17 protein-coding genes are annotated in these 13,692 nt (G+C 56.6%); 1 reads left to right on the forward strand and 16 read right to left on the reverse strand.

The window, feature by feature from the left end:
- Positions 1-30: 30 nt before the first annotated feature.
- The 4 genes from SB719_RS13645 to ppiA all read right to left on the reverse strand — a co-directional run bounded on the left by SB719_RS13645 (position 31) and on the right by ppiA (position 2,075).
- Positions 31-606 (reverse strand): aminodeoxychorismate synthase component II, encoded by a 576-nt coding sequence (locus tag SB719_RS13645; protein WP_065648578.1) that lies wholly within the window; start codon positions 604-606, stop codon positions 31-33.
- A gap of 41 nt (positions 607-647) precedes the next feature.
- The gene (locus tag SB719_RS13650; RefSeq protein ID WP_065648577.1) at positions 648-1,241 is read right to left on the reverse strand and encodes a putative adenosine monophosphate-protein transferase Fic; all 594 of its coding nucleotides are present in this window, start codon (positions 1,239-1,241) and stop codon (positions 648-650) included.
- Positions 1,231-1,401 carry a YhfG family protein gene (locus tag SB719_RS13655; RefSeq protein WP_075050720.1) on the reverse strand — a complete coding sequence of 57 codons (171 nt, stop codon included), beginning with the start codon at positions 1,399-1,401 and terminating at the stop codon, positions 1,231-1,233. Before SB719_RS13655 ends, SB719_RS13650 begins: the two co-directional genes overlap by 11 nt.
- A gap of 101 nt (positions 1,402-1,502) precedes the next feature.
- Positions 1,503-2,075 carry a peptidylprolyl isomerase A gene (ppiA, locus tag SB719_RS13660; RefSeq protein ID WP_065648576.1) on the reverse strand — a complete coding sequence of 191 codons (573 nt, stop codon included), beginning with the start codon at positions 2,073-2,075 and terminating at the stop codon, positions 1,503-1,505.
- 260 nt (positions 2,076-2,335) lie between these two features.
- On the opposite strand from ppiA, the gene tsgA reads away from it, so the two are divergent.
- Positions 2,336-3,514 (forward strand): MFS transporter TsgA, encoded by a 1,179-nt coding sequence (tsgA, locus tag SB719_RS13665; protein ID WP_065648575.1) that lies wholly within the window; start codon positions 2,336-2,338, stop codon positions 3,512-3,514.
- 90 nt (positions 3,515-3,604) lie between these two features.
- On the opposite strand, the gene trpS is transcribed toward tsgA, so the two are convergent.
- From trpS to pilM, 12 genes are all read right to left on the reverse strand, one after another.
- Positions 3,605-4,609: a tryptophan--tRNA ligase gene (trpS, locus tag SB719_RS13670; RefSeq protein WP_065648574.1), complete on the reverse strand. Its 1,005-nt coding sequence runs from the start codon at positions 4,607-4,609 to the stop codon at positions 3,605-3,607.
- A gap of 15 nt (positions 4,610-4,624) precedes the next feature.
- Positions 4,625-5,302, reverse strand: a complete 678-nt coding sequence (locus SB719_RS13675; protein WP_065648573.1) for a phosphoglycolate phosphatase — start codon at positions 5,300-5,302, stop codon at positions 4,625-4,627.
- Positions 5,286-5,969: a ribulose-phosphate 3-epimerase gene (gene rpe, locus SB719_RS13680; RefSeq protein WP_065648572.1), complete on the reverse strand. Its 684-nt coding sequence runs from the start codon at positions 5,967-5,969 to the stop codon at positions 5,286-5,288. Before rpe ends, SB719_RS13675 begins: the two co-directional genes overlap by 17 nt.
- Before the next feature lie 65 nt (positions 5,970-6,034).
- Positions 6,035-6,844: an adenine-specific DNA-methyltransferase gene (gene dam, locus SB719_RS13685; protein ID WP_065648571.1), complete on the reverse strand. Its 810-nt coding sequence runs from the start codon at positions 6,842-6,844 to the stop codon at positions 6,035-6,037.
- 94 nt (positions 6,845-6,938) lie between these two features.
- On the reverse strand, positions 6,939-7,970 hold the full coding sequence (locus SB719_RS13690) for an SPOR domain-containing protein (RefSeq protein WP_412159303.1): 1,032 nt from the start codon (positions 7,968-7,970) through the stop codon (positions 6,939-6,941).
- 120 nt (positions 7,971-8,090) lie between these two features.
- On the reverse strand, positions 8,091-9,179 hold the full coding sequence (aroB, locus tag SB719_RS13695; RefSeq protein ID WP_065648569.1) for a 3-dehydroquinate synthase: 1,089 nt from the start codon (positions 9,177-9,179) through the stop codon (positions 8,091-8,093).
- A 39-nt stretch (positions 9,180-9,218) separates the two neighbouring features.
- Positions 9,219-9,740 (reverse strand): shikimate kinase AroK, encoded by a 522-nt coding sequence (gene aroK, locus SB719_RS13700; RefSeq protein WP_039380929.1) that lies wholly within the window; start codon positions 9,738-9,740, stop codon positions 9,219-9,221.
- 483 nt (positions 9,741-10,223) lie between these two features.
- Positions 10,224-11,483 (reverse strand): DNA uptake porin HofQ, encoded by a 1,260-nt coding sequence (gene hofQ / locus SB719_RS13705; RefSeq protein ID WP_304234182.1) that lies wholly within the window; start codon positions 11,481-11,483, stop codon positions 10,224-10,226.
- The gene (locus SB719_RS13710) at positions 11,401-11,808 is read right to left on the reverse strand and encodes a HofP DNA utilization family protein (RefSeq protein WP_314687591.1); all 408 of its coding nucleotides are present in this window, start codon (positions 11,806-11,808) and stop codon (positions 11,401-11,403) included. Before SB719_RS13710 ends, hofQ begins: the two co-directional genes overlap by 83 nt.
- Complete coding sequence (locus SB719_RS13715; protein ID WP_065648566.1) at positions 11,798-12,286, reverse strand: hypothetical protein; 489 nt, start codon at positions 12,284-12,286, stop codon at positions 11,798-11,800. The genes SB719_RS13710 and SB719_RS13715 overlap by 11 nt, the downstream gene beginning before the upstream one ends.
- Positions 12,279-12,821, reverse strand: coding sequence for a PilN domain-containing protein (locus SB719_RS13720; protein WP_304234176.1), 543 nt, complete (start codon positions 12,819-12,821; stop codon positions 12,279-12,281). The genes SB719_RS13715 and SB719_RS13720 overlap by 8 nt, the downstream gene beginning before the upstream one ends.
- Complete coding sequence (pilM, locus tag SB719_RS13725) at positions 12,815-13,630, reverse strand: pilus assembly protein PilM (protein WP_412159304.1); 816 nt, start codon at positions 13,628-13,630, stop codon at positions 12,815-12,817. The genes SB719_RS13720 and pilM overlap by 7 nt, the downstream gene beginning before the upstream one ends.
- Positions 13,631-13,692: the final 62 nt, after the last annotated feature.

Consider the following 13,692-nt stretch of genomic DNA (forward strand, 5'->3'; position numbering starts at 1 on the left):
CATAAAAAATCAAAGAATGGCAAACGGAAGTTAGCGCTCAAGGAAATTTTTCAGCAGCTGATGGCCCTGTTCGCTGAGCACGCTTTCCGGATGAAACTGCACGCCTTCCAGCGGCAGCGTGCGGTGACGAAAGCCCATGATTTCATCAGGCTGGTTATCACGCAGGCTCCAGGCGGTGATCTCAAATGCGTCAGGCAGCGATTCACTCGCCACAATCAGCGAGTGATAACGCGTAACGGTAAGGGGATTAGCGAGGTTGCGAAACACCCCCTCTCCGTTATGGCGTACCGGAGAGGTTTTCCCGTGCATCACCTGACGCGCGCGTACTACCTTTCCGCCAAACGCCTGCGCGATGGCCTGGTGTCCGAGGCAGACCCCCAGCACCGGCAGCCGGCCGGCAAAATAACGAATGGCATCCAGGGAAACACCCGCCTGATCGGGCGTGCAGGGGCCGGGTGAGATGACCAGATGGCTCAGCGGTAATGCCGCCATCTCAGCCAGCGAAATGGCGTCGTTGCGCACAACGCGCACCTGTGCGCCCAGCTCGCAAAAATACTGGTAAAGATTCCAGGTAAAAGAGTCGTAGTTATCAAGCAGCAGCAGCATCATGACCTCAGGTCGATCAAACCGCCGCTATTCTACGCACTTTATCGCGCCGGGCTTACCACTTTTGTCAGCTGTGCGGTCAGTGCCGTAAGATCGCCGGTGACCGCTTCGTGGATTGCGTCCCGCCACGGCGCCGGTTCCAGCCGATCCCATTCCAGCAGATAGCCAGCGTGCAGCGCCAGCTGCTCAAAAAAGATACGCTGAGCGCGTCCATTGCCTGCCCGGAACGGATGCAGCACATAGAGTTCACAATAGTAGTGCGCCAGACGGGCAACAAAGGCGTCCGCATCCAGATCGGCCAGCCCCTGCTCCTCCTCAAGCGCGCTCATCAGCGCATTGCCCTCTTTCTCAATGTATTCACAGTGGCAGTAAGGGGTCTCATCGCGCCAGATATCGATGGTGCGGAGCTCGCCCGCCCAGCTGTAGAGATCCTGAAACAGCGTGCGATGAATATGACGTAAACGCGGCAGGCCCGGTATGCGCGGACCTAAATCCAGCGTCGCCAGCCGCGCGGCACTGAACGCCAGCTCCGCCTTGCGCAGCTGCGCGGCATCATGAATTTCCAGTCGGTTTTTCAGCACATCGTCGTTGTGCCACAGGTAGGGATCACGTACCGCCAGTGAATTATCCGCCATACTGCCTCCTCAGCGAAGTGAGCCGATCTTCCGCTGTCTCAGCGGTGACAGCAGGCTCAGTCAGGGTATAACCAGACAGCCTGCAGCTGGCCTGATAGCTGGCAGCACGACGCTGCAGCCACAAAGTGGCTTTCTGTTTTTCAGTGAGTTTCTGCGGCATAGTGCCTCCGGCTGACAGGATTTGCCCTAAGTATAAGAGCAAATTCTGGCTTTGCCGGAGCGCGGTCAGCGGCGTCACGCTAAAGGCGACGCTGAAACAGATTAAGGCAGGATTTTCGCGGCGGTAATAACAACCGGTTTTGCCGGTACATTCTGATACGGGCCCACGTCTTTAGTCGGGACCTGGGCAATCTTATCGATGACATCCATCCCTTTCACAACTTTACCAAATACCGCATAACCGAAGTCACGCTGTCCGTGATCCAGGAAAGCGTTGTCTGCCACATTCAGGAAAAACTGGCTGGTTGCGCTGTCTTTCTCAGCGGTACGCGCCATAGAGATGGTACCGCGCAGATTACGCAGCCCGTTATCAGCTTCGTTTTTGATTGGCGCAGTGGTCTGCTTCTGCTGCATATCCGTGGTAAAGCCGCCGCCCTGAATCATAAAGCCCGGGATCACACGATGAAAAATGGTGTTGTTGTAGAAACCGTTATTAACGTAATCCACAAAGTTTTTTACTGAAACCGGCGCTTTCTGGTTATCCAGCTCAAGTTCAATGTTGCCTGCCGACGTGGTAAGCAGTACATGTGTATCCCCTTTTGCAGCCAGTGCAGAAGCAGATACGGAAGAGAGTGCTAACAGGGCGAGCGCCGCTGTCAAAGTACGTTTAAGCATGGAAGAGTCCTTACCCTGGAGATCGGCTTAAAAAACAGAATTGATTGTAAAGAGCATGTAATACAAGAGCCAGCGTTTTACCTATATTTACCCGAATGTTGCAAACGTCATACTTTTGCCGCTGCGCAATCATTTGCGTGATTGAAATCACACATATCATGAAATTTGCGTAGCTTATTTCACTGCTTGTTTATTAAGATCACAGTTCCATTTACAATTCATGACACTTTCGCTTCATCGTCCCCCCACAGGTTATGAACATGACAAACCGTAATCGCATCGGCCTTACCTGGATCAGCTTTTTCTCTTATGCGCTCACTGGCGCACTGGTGATTGTGACCGGTATGGTGCTGGATAATATCGCGCAATATTTCCAGCTGCCCATCTCAGAGATGAGCAACACCTTCACTTTTCTTAACGCCGGCATTCTGGTTGCCGTTTTCCTGAACGCCTGGTTGATGGTTATTGTGCCGCTGAAACGCCAGCTGATTTTTGGCTTCGTGCTGATGATTCTGGCGGTTGCGGGCCTGATGACCAGCCATAATCTGCAGATCTTTTCCCTCTGCATGTTTATTCTGGGCGTGGTCAGCGGCATTACCATGTCGATAGGTACCTTCCTGATCACCCATATCTACGATGGCCGTCAGCGTGGTTCACGCCTACTGTTTACAGATTCATTTTTCAGCATGGCAGGGACGATATTCCCGATCATTGCTGGCGTCCTGCTGGCGCGTGCGCTGCCGTGGTACTGGGTATATGCCTGCATTGGCGTTATCTATCTGGCTATTTTCGTGCTGACGCTGATGGTGGAATTTCCGGTGCTTAAAAGCGAAGCGGCCGTTCAGGGCGGAGAAAAAGAGAAATGGGGCGTGGGCGTGCTGTTCCTCTCCATCGCTGCGCTTTGTTATATTCTGGGTCAGCTGGGCTTTATCTCCTGGGTACCGGAGTACGCAACCAAATCGATGGGCATGGATATCGCCTCTGCCGGCCAGCTGGTCGGTAACTTCTGGACCGCTTACATGGTGGGTATGTGGGCGTTTAGCTTCCTGCTGCGCTTCTTTGACCTGCAGCGCATTCTGATGGTGCTGGCTGCGCTGGCTACCGGCCTCATGTACTGGTTTGTCTCCTCCCGGGAGGCGGGCATGCTGCACTGGATCATTATGGCGCTTGGCTTCTTCTCCAGCGCAATTTATACCACCATCATTACGCTGGGATCGCTGCAGACCAAAGCGGCATCCCCTAAACTGGTTAACTTTATCCTGACCTGTGGCACCGTCGGCACCATGCTGACCTTTGTGGTTACCGGCCCGATCGTGGCCAAAGGTGGCGCGCATGCGGCGCTCTCTACCGCAAACGGCCTTTATGCCGTGGTGTTTGTCATGTGTGTGCTGCTCGGCTTTGTCACAAAGCACCGTCAGCACGGTCATGTGACCCACTGATGATTCCGGCACTGCCGTCTCCCGCGGCAGATGCGGCCCAATAAAAAGGCGAGCCTCCTGGCTCGCCTTTTTTATGTCATCCGCGCTGGTTTACGGCTGTGCGACGAAACCGACTGCGTCGTACACCTTCTTCAGCGTCTCCTGCGCATGCGCACGCGCTTTGGCAGCACCGTCACGCATCACCTGATTGAGCAGCGCTTCATCGTTGCGGAAGTGATGATAGCGCGCCTGCAGTTCAGTCAGCATGCCGGATACCGCATCGGCAACCTCGCCCTTGAGGTGTCCGTACATTTTGCCTTCAAAATGCTGTTCAAGTTCCGGAATCGGTTTGCCGGTAACGCCCGAGAGAATATCCAGCAGGTTAGAGACGCCCGCTTTCTCCTTCACATCATAGCGCACCACCGGTGGCTCTTCGGAGTCAGTGACCGCCCGCTTGATCTTTTTCACAACCGATTTGGTATCTTCCAGCAGGCCGATAACGTTGTTGCGGTTGTCATCCGACTTCGACATCTTTTTCGTCGGCTCCAGCAGCGACATCACACGTGCGCCCGATTTCGGGATAAACGGCTCCGGAACCTTAAACACGTCACCATAGAGCGCGTTGAAGCGGGCAGCAATATCGCGGCTCAGCTCCAGATGCTGCTTCTGATCCTCGCCTACCGGCACCTGATTGGTCTGATACAGCAGAATATCGGCGGCCATCAGTACCGGGTAATCAAACAGACCGGCGTTGATGTTCTCTTCATAACGGGCAGATTTATCCTTGAACTGTGTCATACGGCTCAGCTCGCCAAAATAGGCGTAGCAGTTCAGGATCCAGCTCAGCTGCGTATGCTCCGGCACGTGCGACTGAACAAAAATAGTGCTTTTTTCCGGATCAATGCCGCAGGCCAGATAGAGCGCCAGCGTATCCAGCGTCGCTTTACGCAGCGTGGCCGGGTCCTGACGCACGGTGATCGCGTGCAGATCGACGATGCAGTAAATGCAGTGATAGTCATCCTGCATCTGCACCCACTGACGCAGCGCACCCATGTAGTTGCCAATGGTCAGTTCACCTGAAGGCTGGGCGCCGCTGAAAACGATGGGTTTGCTCATGTTATATCCTGATAATCACAGCCCGAGTGCGGGCAGAAGTTCGCTAAAAGTGTCGAGAGTTAAATCGGGCTGGCTGGTGGTAATGGACTCACCGTAGTTGTAGCCAAATGTCATACCGACATTCGGTACACCGGCAGCCTGTGCCGCGAGGATATCATTGCGCGAATCCCCGACAAACAACAACTCTCCCGGCAGTACGCCAAAATGCCCCAGCACGAGGAAGATGCCGGCCGGGTGCGGCTTTTTCACCGCAACATCATCACCGCCGATGATCAGTGAAAAACAGTCGCTGATGCCGAGCGATGCCAGCAGCGGAGCAACAAACGGCGTCGGTTTATTGGTGACGATAGCGAGGGGCAACCCCTGCCCGCGCAGTGCAAGCAGCGTCTCTTTTACCTGCGGAAATAGCGTGCTGCCAGACTCAACCGTGTCAGCATAGTGGCGATCAAAACAGGCGCGTGCATCACGCTGCTCTTCCGCATGCGGCTCACGGCCCAGCGCCCAGGTCAGGGCGCGCGCCATCATGATATCGGCGCCGTTACCAATCCAGGTGGACGCGCGTTCAATACCCGGTGCCGGCAGCTGCAGATCGCCCAGCGCCCGGTCGATCGCCTGTGACAGACCGGGTGCGCTATGCACCAGCGTGCCGTCGAGGTCGAACGCCAGCGCGCGGATATCAGTGAAATGAGCCATTGACTTTCTCCAGTTCAGTGCGCATTTCATCAATGACTTTTTTATAATCGGGATGACCGAAGATGGCTGAACCGGCAACAAACATATCCGCACCGGCGGCGGCAATCTGTCCGATATTGTCAATCTTCACGCCGCCATCCACTTCAAGCCGGATGTTATAGCCGCTCTGATCGATCAGCCGGCGCGCCTCACGCAGTTTATCCAGCGTGCCCGGTATAAATGACTGGCCGCCGAAGCCAGGATTAACTGACATCAGCAGGATGATATCCAGCTTATCCATCACATAGTCAAGGTAGCTCAGCGGCGTTGCCGGATTAAATACCAGGCCCGCCTTACAGCCATGCTCTTTAATAAGCTGCAGGGTGCGATCCACGTGGTCACTGGCTTCCGGGTGGAAAGTGATGTAGCTGGCACCCGCTTTAGCAAACTCCGGGATAAGTGCGTCCACTGGCTTTACCATCAGGTGCACATCAATCGGTGCCGTGATGCCGTAGTCACGCAGCGCTTTCAGCACCATGGGTCCCATTGTCAGATTGGGCACGTAGTGATTATCCATCACATCGAAATGCACGACATCGCCGCCTGCCGCCAGTGCTTTGGCGGTATCTTCACCCAGACGGGCAAAGTCAGCGGCAAGAATTGAAGGGGCCAGTAAAAATTGTTTCATCCGATTCTCCCAATGTTGTGCGCCAGCCTCAACTGACGTAATGCGTTGGTCGCGGACGAAACAGGCTAGCGGAAAAGCGCCAGCAGTTCGTCCACCTGCGTACGACCACTTATGCTTCGGCTGATAGAACGCCGGGCTTTTACTACATGTAAATCCGCGTTCTGATACCACTCCCGGGTCAGCAGCGTATCGTGATTGGAAATCAGGACCGGTATCTGGCTCTGTGCCAGCTTCCCGGCCAGCTCAGCAAGATGCTGCTGCTCGCGCAGGCTGAAACTGTTGGTGTGATAGGCCGTGAAGTTGGCCGTTGCCGACAGCGGTGCATAGGGCGGATCGCAATAGACCACTGAACCTGCAGCAGCCCTGTTCAGGGTAACATCGTACGATTCACAGACAAAGGTCGCTTTCTGCGCGCGCTCTGCAAACCAGAGTAGTTCAGCTTCCGGAAAATAGGGTTTGCGATAGCGGCCAAAAGGCACGTTAAATTCACCGCGCAGATTATAGCGACACAGGCCGTTATAACCGTGACGATTCAGATAGAGGAACAGCACGGCGCGCTGGTAGGGATCGCGGCTGGCGTTAAATGCCAGCCGCTGCGCATAGTAATGCTCTGCGCTGTTTCCTTCTGGCGTAAAAAGCTGACGCGCATCCGCAATAAAGGTCTGCGTACGCGTTTTGACGATGTTGTAAAGATTGATGAGATCGCCGTTGATGTCCGCCAGATGATAGCGGTCATAATCGGTATTGAGAAATACGGAACCGGCGCCCACAAAGGGTTCAACTAAACAGTCGCCTTGTGGCAGGTGACGACGAATATCGTCAAGCAGTGGGTATTTCCCACCGGCCCATTTCAGGAAAGCGCGATTTTTTTTCATGCTGTCGTGGTTATTACATCTTCATTGTAGCTGTGGTGAAACCGACAGCAGATCTGCGCTTAAACGGGGCCGCAGTAGCAGGCCCCACATCAATTTACTGACTCTCTTTTTTAACCTGGCTCAGCGGTTTTACCCACGGATTGACCGCACGTACTTCAGCAGGCAGTGCAGCTACAGCCCTTTTTGCTTCGGCAGGCGTCGCGTAAGCACCGCTGACCAGCACGTACCAGGGCTGACCATTACGTGTGGTTTTATACACGTGATAACCGCTCAGATTCTGTTTTTTTGCCCACGCCGTCAGGCTTTCCTGCTTCGATGACCCGCTCAGCTGCAGCGTATAGTTGCCACCTGAAGGCAAAGACTTACTGGCGCTGCTGGCAGGCGGGTTGTGCGCTGCCGTGGTGTGGGTCTGGCTCTCTCGGGTCGCAGACGGTTTTGCCGCAGCCGCAGATTTATGACTGCTCCCGGATGCGGTTGAGCGTGAAGTATTGCTGCTGGCACGCGGCGCGTTATCCGCCCGCACAGCTGGCGGCGTAACCGCTTTTGCTGCTGTGCTGCCAGCATTACCGCTTACGGTAGCCGGCGCGGTGGGCAGAGATGAGCCGCCCTGTGCACCCTGCGCCGCAGCGTCTACCGGGCCCTGCTGATTACTCAGCGCGCTATTGAGATCGCCCGGCAACGTGACGCGCTGCTGATTCGCAGGCGCCTCTGTTACCTGCGCCTGCGTTGGCGTAGATGAAACGGAAGGCATTGAGATCGCCTGTCCCTCACCGCCTGCTGCTGGCTGGGTGGTATCCTGCGGCGCGCTGCCTTCAGCCGTTGGTGCCGCTGTCTGCTGGCCGCTCATGGAGGTGGAGTCAGAGAGATCGATATGTTTTTCACTGCCGCCAGATGTCGCCGCACTGCCGCTGTTACGGTTAGCCGCCGGTTTATCATCCGGCCCGGTCAGCGCTGAACCAATGCCCAGCACCAGAACCAGCAACACCAGAATGCCAATTCCCATCATCATATGCTGACGGGAGACCGGCGCTTTGGCTTTTGGCGCAGAAGACGCTTTACGGGATCGCGCGGGACGGCGATCGCTGGCATCAGGTTTTAACTCATCTTCCGGTTTGAACTCATCCATCTCGCCTCCTCCGTAAAACGGCACGCGTCCGACGCACCGTATCACAACGTTCTTCTTCAGCCTGAACTTGCCTGCCGCAGCGGTCTATGACGGTCTGCTGTCAGAACGCTACCTTCGCGCTCAGTTACTGCGACAATCGTTAATTGCAGCCAGCACCATATCATGAGCAACACCGGCACGCACTTCAGAGCGACCAATAGCGAGAGGCAGCACCAGACGCAGTTCGCCCCCTACTACTTTTTTGTCGCGCATCATATGCGGCAGATACGCTTCCGCTGTCATCTCAGCGGGACCGGTTACCGGCAAGCCCGCGCGCTGCAGCAGCGCAATCACGCGTTCGCTCTCTGCGGCGGTAAATTGCCCCAGCCGTTGCGCCGTTCGCGCGGCCATCACCATACCGGCGGCCACGGCTTCGCCATGCAGCCAGTTGCCATAGCCCATATGCGCTTCAATCGCATGACCAAACGTATGGCCCAGGTTGAGCAGCGCACGCTGGCCGTTTTCACGCTCATCGGCAGCAACCACTTCTGCTTTCAGCTCGCAGCAGCGGCGAATACACCAGGCGATTGCGCGCGCATCCAGCGCCAGCAGCGCATCAAGATTTTGTTCCAGCCAGTGGAAGAATTCACCGTCCAGAATGATGCCATATTTGATCACTTCTGCCAGGCCAGACGCCAGCTCGCGCGGCGGTAGCGTGGAGAGGCAATCGGTGTCAATGACCACCGAGGCGGGCTGATAAAACGCGCCAATCATATTTTTACCCAGTGGATGATTGACGGCGGTTTTTCCGCCTACTGACGAGTCAACCTGCGCCAGCAGTGTGGTGGGCACCTGAATAAATCGGACGCCGCGCTGATAGCTTGCAGCGGCAAATCCGGTGAGATCGCCTATCACGCCGCCACCCAGCGCAATCAGCGTGGTGTCACGGCCGTGCGGCTTCTGCAGCAGCGCGGTAAAGACCTCATCCATGACGGTCAGCGTTTTATACTGCTCACCATCAGGCAAAATCACCTGATCAACATGGATACCCGCCTGAGTCAGCAGCGTTGCTACTTTCCCGAGATAGAGCGGGGCCAGCGTCTGGTTGGTTACCAGCATGGCGCGATCGCCTGCCTTCAGCGGCCAAAAAGAAGCCGGATCATTAAACAATCCGGCAGCAATGGTAATGGGGTAACTACGATCCCCCAGTGAGACAGTGATCTTCTCCATGATGACCGATACCTGTTGCTGAGCCCTCAGGATGCTGGATTAATTTTTTTCCAGCATGTTGATGATCTGATTGGCGACCACTTTGGCACTTTGATCATCAGTGCGAATAGTGACGTCAGCGATCTCTTCATAAAGCGGATTACGTTCATCTGCCAGTGCTTCAAGCACTTCACGAGGCGGTTCATCAACCTGCAGCAGCGGGCGCTTTTTATCGCGCTGCGTGCGGGCAAGCTGCTTTTCGATGGTGGTTTCCAGATAGACAACCACGCCGCGGGCGGAGAGACGATTGCGCGTTTCACGGGATTTGACGGAACCGCCGCCGGTCGCCAGTACGATGCCTTGTTTCTCGGTCAGCTCGTTAATGATTTTTTCTTCGCGATCGCGGAAACCAGCTTCGCCTTCCACATCAAATACCCAGCCTACATCCGCTCCGGTACGTCGCTCAATTTCCTGATCGGAATCGAAAAATTCCATATTGAGTTGCTGAGCTAACTGACGACCAATAGTGCTTTTGCCGGCACCCATCGGCCCAACCAGAAAGATATTGCGTTTCTCTGCCATTTTGTCGGTATTACTAAGAATTCGTTGATGATACCCCGCGTTCAGCGCGTTGCTGGCGGGACAGGAACTGAGACCTCATAAGCATTAGCAAGAGTCAGATAGAAAATTATCTCAACACTCATGGCCGTTTGGCAACCGAATAAATCGCCTCCGGCAACCTGCACACAGGTATGGTCTTTGGTTCGCGAGACGGTAACGCTCTTCCTTACGTGCCTTCATGAAATGGGCTACAGCTGCGCAGGCCGGGGGTTGTCGGTGCTTATCATCGGCTGATATTAGCGCTGAAACCTGCCCTTTATCTGCTTGCTGCTGCCCGCTTTATGCTGGCATATTTCTTTTTTGACGCCAGTATCGCTTGTGACTGACGCCCGTCGGAAGATTATCCTGCCGCGTACCGCTACACCGTTTTAAAATCGCTAAACCTTGTAAGCTAATTCCTCTCCGGCGTCAACGCGCACGGCACTACAGAACGAATTTTCCGCTTTATCCGGCAGAAAGCGCTGCTTCCCTGACCAGTCTGGGGGTAATAAAGATAACCAGCTCACGCTTTTTCTGTTCCTGCAGCTGCTGCCGGAACAGCGCACCAAGCAGGGGCATCTCTCCCAGCCACGGCACGCGTTTTTCACTCTGCGTGCGCTGCTGCTGAAAAATGCCGCCCAGCGCCAGCGTTTCGCCATCACGCAGCGTCACCTGTGTCTCAATTTCCTGCTTTTCAATGCTGAGTACCTGATTCTCTCCCAGCGTCAGGCTGCGGCCAGGCATGTTCTGGCTCAGACGCAGCTGCAGCTGAATGCGGCCGTTGCCCAGTACCGAGGGAGTGACCTCCATACCCAGCACCGCCTCTTTGAACTCAATGGCCGTCGCGCCGCTGTTGCCTGACTTCACCTCATACGGAATTTCGGTGCCCTGCTTAATGGTCGCGGTCTGCTGATGCGCAGTAAAAAGCCGCGGACTGGCGATGATATCGATCTGATTCTCCTGCTCCAGCGCGCTCAGCTCAAGAGTGAGCAATTCACCGCTCATTTTTCCCAGCGTCACTCCGGCGCGCAGTGCAGGCGCACTGACGGCCAGCGGCAGACTAAGCTGCGGATTGCGCAGCGTCGCCGCCACCGCATCTGCCGGTGAGAGCTGCCAGCTGACGCCCAGTTCGCGCAGATGCTCTTCGTTCAGCGTAACGATATGTGCCTGCAACTCCACCTGTTCCAGCGGCCGATCAAGGGCTTTGATCCAGCGCGTTGTGTTTTCCAGGGCCTGCGGCATATCGCGCAGCAGCAGTGAGTTAGTACGGCTATCCACCGTAACGCTGCCGCGCGCTGACATCAGAGAGGGCTCGCCCTGCAGGCTGCGATGAATGTCGCTGGCGCTGGCATAATGCAGCGCAACTGTGCGCTGCTCCAGGGGCCGCTGCGCCTGCTTCTCTTCCTGTTCCTGCCTGACCCGCTGCGTCTGACGCTGCTGCCAGCTTTGCGGATAAACCAGCAGCACCCCCTCCTCTTCTACCAGCACCAGGTCCGCCAGACGTGAAATCAGCGTCAGGGCATGCTCTGCGCTTACCTTCTCCAGACGCAGCGACAGCCGGCCCTCAACGCCGGGCGCAATCAGCAGGTTAGTCTGCTGATAGTCCGCCAGCGCCTGCAGAATGCGCTCCACCGGCGCATCGTCAAATACCAGGCTTAGCGTGCTGGTCTGCGCCTGCAGCGGGGCGCTTAACATAAGCCCCAGCAGCATCCCGATCCGTTTCATAAAAGCCTCCTTTAATTGCCCAGACTATCTGTTGCTGCACACAGCGGCGCGGTGCAGTTAACGTCAGCGTACGCGCGGTTATCTCCGCGACCTGCCAGGGATAAACCGGAAAAGGGGAGAATGGCACCAGCCGATAGCTTTTCCCCTCGGGAGATATCACCCAGGCGACGAAGTGAGGTGCACGACCTGCTACGCCCTGCAGACGCCAGTTCTGCGGCGCTGCCGCGGCAGGTTCGCAGGCGCGGGTAATCAGAGGCATAAAAGGATCGCGTGCCGCTGCGGCGCCATGCCAGAGCAACAGACACAGCAGTGCGCTACTCCGCATCAGATGGCTCCAGCCACAGCTCTGCCGTCAGCAAACGCGGTCCGGACCGCAGTGAGAAACGCTGCGGTATCGGCTGCGCGGTTCCGGCCAGCTCACCAAACAGCGGCATAAATTCACGCCAGGCTAACTGCAATACCAGTTCTGATGGCTGAGCCTGCGGCTGCCAGTTTTGCAGCTGCGCGCCACGCGTGTTCACCAGTTGCTCCAGCGATGACGTTGTCGCGCTCTCGCGCTGCCGCGCCTGCAGCTTAGCGATCTCTGTTGCAAGGCTGTCTATTGACGGATGTAACGCCTGCTGCAGCTGACGCTGCTGCACGGTAAGCTCTGCCAGCGCTGTCCGCTGCTGTGCCAGCGCCTGGTGTTGAGGACGCAGCTGCAGCAGCCAGAGCAGCAGCAGCATTGTTGCGACAACCAGCACGCTGCAACCGGCACGCCAGGCAAAAGGCCACAGCACATAGCGCCACATCAGCTCATTCATCGGGCTGCTCCCGCAGTCGTGCCTGCAGCGTAAACCGGTATCTGCCCTCTGACTGCCGGACTATTGCCCTCTGTCTGACGGCCGCAAACAGCGGCTGCGCCAGCAACCGGTGGCGCAGCTCACTCACCGCCGCCACGCTGTCACTCCACCCTTCTACCCGCAGCAGCAGCTGCTGACGCTCAATACGCTCCAGCCATAATGCCTCCGGCAGTAGCGCCGGCAGCTGCTGCCAGAAATGTTGCCAGTGCTGATATTGCCGCATTACCTGCTGTCGCTGACGCTCTGTCTCCAGCAGCCTGTCGCGCGCCTGCAGCAGTGATTGCTGCTGCGTGCGCAGGTGCTGCAGCGTAAGCAGCTGCTGCCGGGCCTGCTCTGTCGCGCTTTCTGCCTGAAAAAGCTGTTGTCTGTTATACCCTCCCAGGATCAGGGCAGTGAGCAGCGGCAGCGTTAACGCGGTAACCAGCAGATATTGCGTCTGCCGGCAGCGTTTCTGCCACAGCCGTTCGCGCCACGGCAGCAGATTAACGCTTAGCATGCGCTGTCTCCGGGACGCAGTGCCAGCCCCAACGCCAGGGTAAAATCTCCCTGTTGTGCGGGCAGTGGCGGCTGCTGATAACGTAATAGTGACAGCGGCAGGCACAGCTTTGCCTGCCGCGCGGTCGGGGCTGACGTAGAGGTACAAAGCTGATCGGACACCTGCGGAAACAGCTGCGCAATGATGTCTGCATTGAGCGTCCCTGCAACGGCCCCGCAGCGCAGCGCGCCGTCGTTAAACGCCCAGAAGGCGTGATCGCCTGTCGTGTGGATCAGCAGCGTATGCAGGGCAAGCGGCAGCTGTTGTGCGACCTGCATCAAAGCCTGCGTGCTCAGTTCAAAGATGTCAGGCTCAAGACCGGCCTGCTGCAGCGGCTGAAGCCACTGGGCCATCACGTCCCGCCGGGCAGCCGTCACCTGCAGCGTGTTTGCAGCAGCGTCACACTGGTAGTCAAACGCCAGCAGCGCGGTTTCCATCGGGAAGAGATTGCGGGCGGCGGCAGTGACATAACGATTTAAAGCGGGTTCACGCAGCGTGGTGCCAGGCAGCGGCAATGTCCGCTGCAGCACCAGTTGTGGCGGCAGGCCAATGCGCAGTGAAAACTGCGCCGGTAGCTGCCGCCGCCACGCCGCTAACATCTCCTGTAACAGCGGCGAGCTTTGCAACACACCGTTGCGTAACGTATCGTGCGGCAGCACTTGCTGCCACCAGTGTCGCAGCTGCCAGCCATGACGACGGCGTTCAATACCCAGCGCACACAGGTGCCTGTTCTGAATATCCAGTCCAATTTGCCAGCGCTGAAAAGCCATATGCGCAATCTCCTTATTATCAAAGGTCAACGCTAAACCCGGCTATGCTGAATGACAGACAA

This window comes from Pantoea sp. SIMBA_079, from assembly GCF_046940275.1.
Taxonomy (GTDB): domain Bacteria; phylum Pseudomonadota; class Gammaproteobacteria; order Enterobacterales; family Enterobacteriaceae; genus Pantoea; species Pantoea borealis.

Excerpts from the sequence above, each read along its gene's own strand:
- aroK (WP_039380929.1), bottom strand. The coding sequence starts at position 9,740 with ATGGCAGAGAAACGCAATATCTTTCTGGTTGGGCCGATGGGTGCCGGC.
- hofQ (WP_304234182.1), bottom strand. The coding sequence starts at position 11,483 with ATGAAACGGATCGGGATGCTGCTGGGGCTTATGTTAAGCGCCCCGCTG.
- aroB (WP_065648569.1), bottom strand. The coding sequence starts at position 9,179 with ATGGAGAAGATCACTGTCTCACTGGGGGATCGTAGTTACCCCATTACC.
- SB719_RS13715 (WP_065648566.1), bottom strand. The coding sequence starts at position 12,286 with ATGAATGAGCTGATGTGGCGCTATGTGCTGTGGCCTTTTGCCTGGCGT.
- SB719_RS13645 (WP_065648578.1), bottom strand. The coding sequence starts at position 606 with ATGCTGCTGCTGCTTGATAACTACGACTCTTTTACCTGGAATCTTTAC.
- SB719_RS13650 (WP_065648577.1), bottom strand. The coding sequence starts at position 1,241 with ATGGCGGATAATTCACTGGCGGTACGTGATCCCTACCTGTGGCACAAC.
- dam (WP_065648571.1), bottom strand. The coding sequence starts at position 6,844 with ATGAAAAAAAATCGCGCTTTCCTGAAATGGGCCGGTGGGAAATACCCA.
- trpS (WP_065648574.1), bottom strand. The coding sequence starts at position 4,609 with ATGAGCAAACCCATCGTTTTCAGCGGCGCCCAGCCTTCAGGTGAACTG.
- SB719_RS13720 (WP_304234176.1), bottom strand. The coding sequence starts at position 12,821 with ATGCTAAGCGTTAATCTGCTGCCGTGGCGCGAACGGCTGTGGCAGAAA.
- SB719_RS13655 (WP_075050720.1), bottom strand. The coding sequence starts at position 1,401 with ATGCCGCAGAAACTCACTGAAAAACAGAAAGCCACTTTGTGGCTGCAG.
- ppiA (WP_065648576.1), bottom strand. The coding sequence starts at position 2,075 with ATGCTTAAACGTACTTTGACAGCGGCGCTCGCCCTGTTAGCACTCTCT.
- SB719_RS13710 (WP_314687591.1), bottom strand. The coding sequence starts at position 11,808 with ATGCGGAGTAGCGCACTGCTGTGTCTGTTGCTCTGGCATGGCGCCGCA.
- SB719_RS13690 (WP_412159303.1), bottom strand. The coding sequence starts at position 7,970 with ATGGATGAGTTCAAACCGGAAGATGAGTTAAAACCTGATGCCAGCGAT.
- tsgA (WP_065648575.1), top strand. The coding sequence starts at position 2,336 with ATGACAAACCGTAATCGCATCGGCCTTACCTGGATCAGCTTTTTCTCT.
- pilM (WP_412159304.1), bottom strand. The coding sequence starts at position 13,630 with ATGGCTTTTCAGCGCTGGCAAATTGGACTGGATATTCAGAACAGGCAC.
- rpe (WP_065648572.1), bottom strand. The coding sequence starts at position 5,969 with ATGAAACAATTTTTACTGGCCCCTTCAATTCTTGCCGCTGACTTTGCC.
- SB719_RS13675 (WP_065648573.1), bottom strand. The coding sequence starts at position 5,302 with ATGGCTCATTTCACTGATATCCGCGCGCTGGCGTTCGACCTCGACGGC.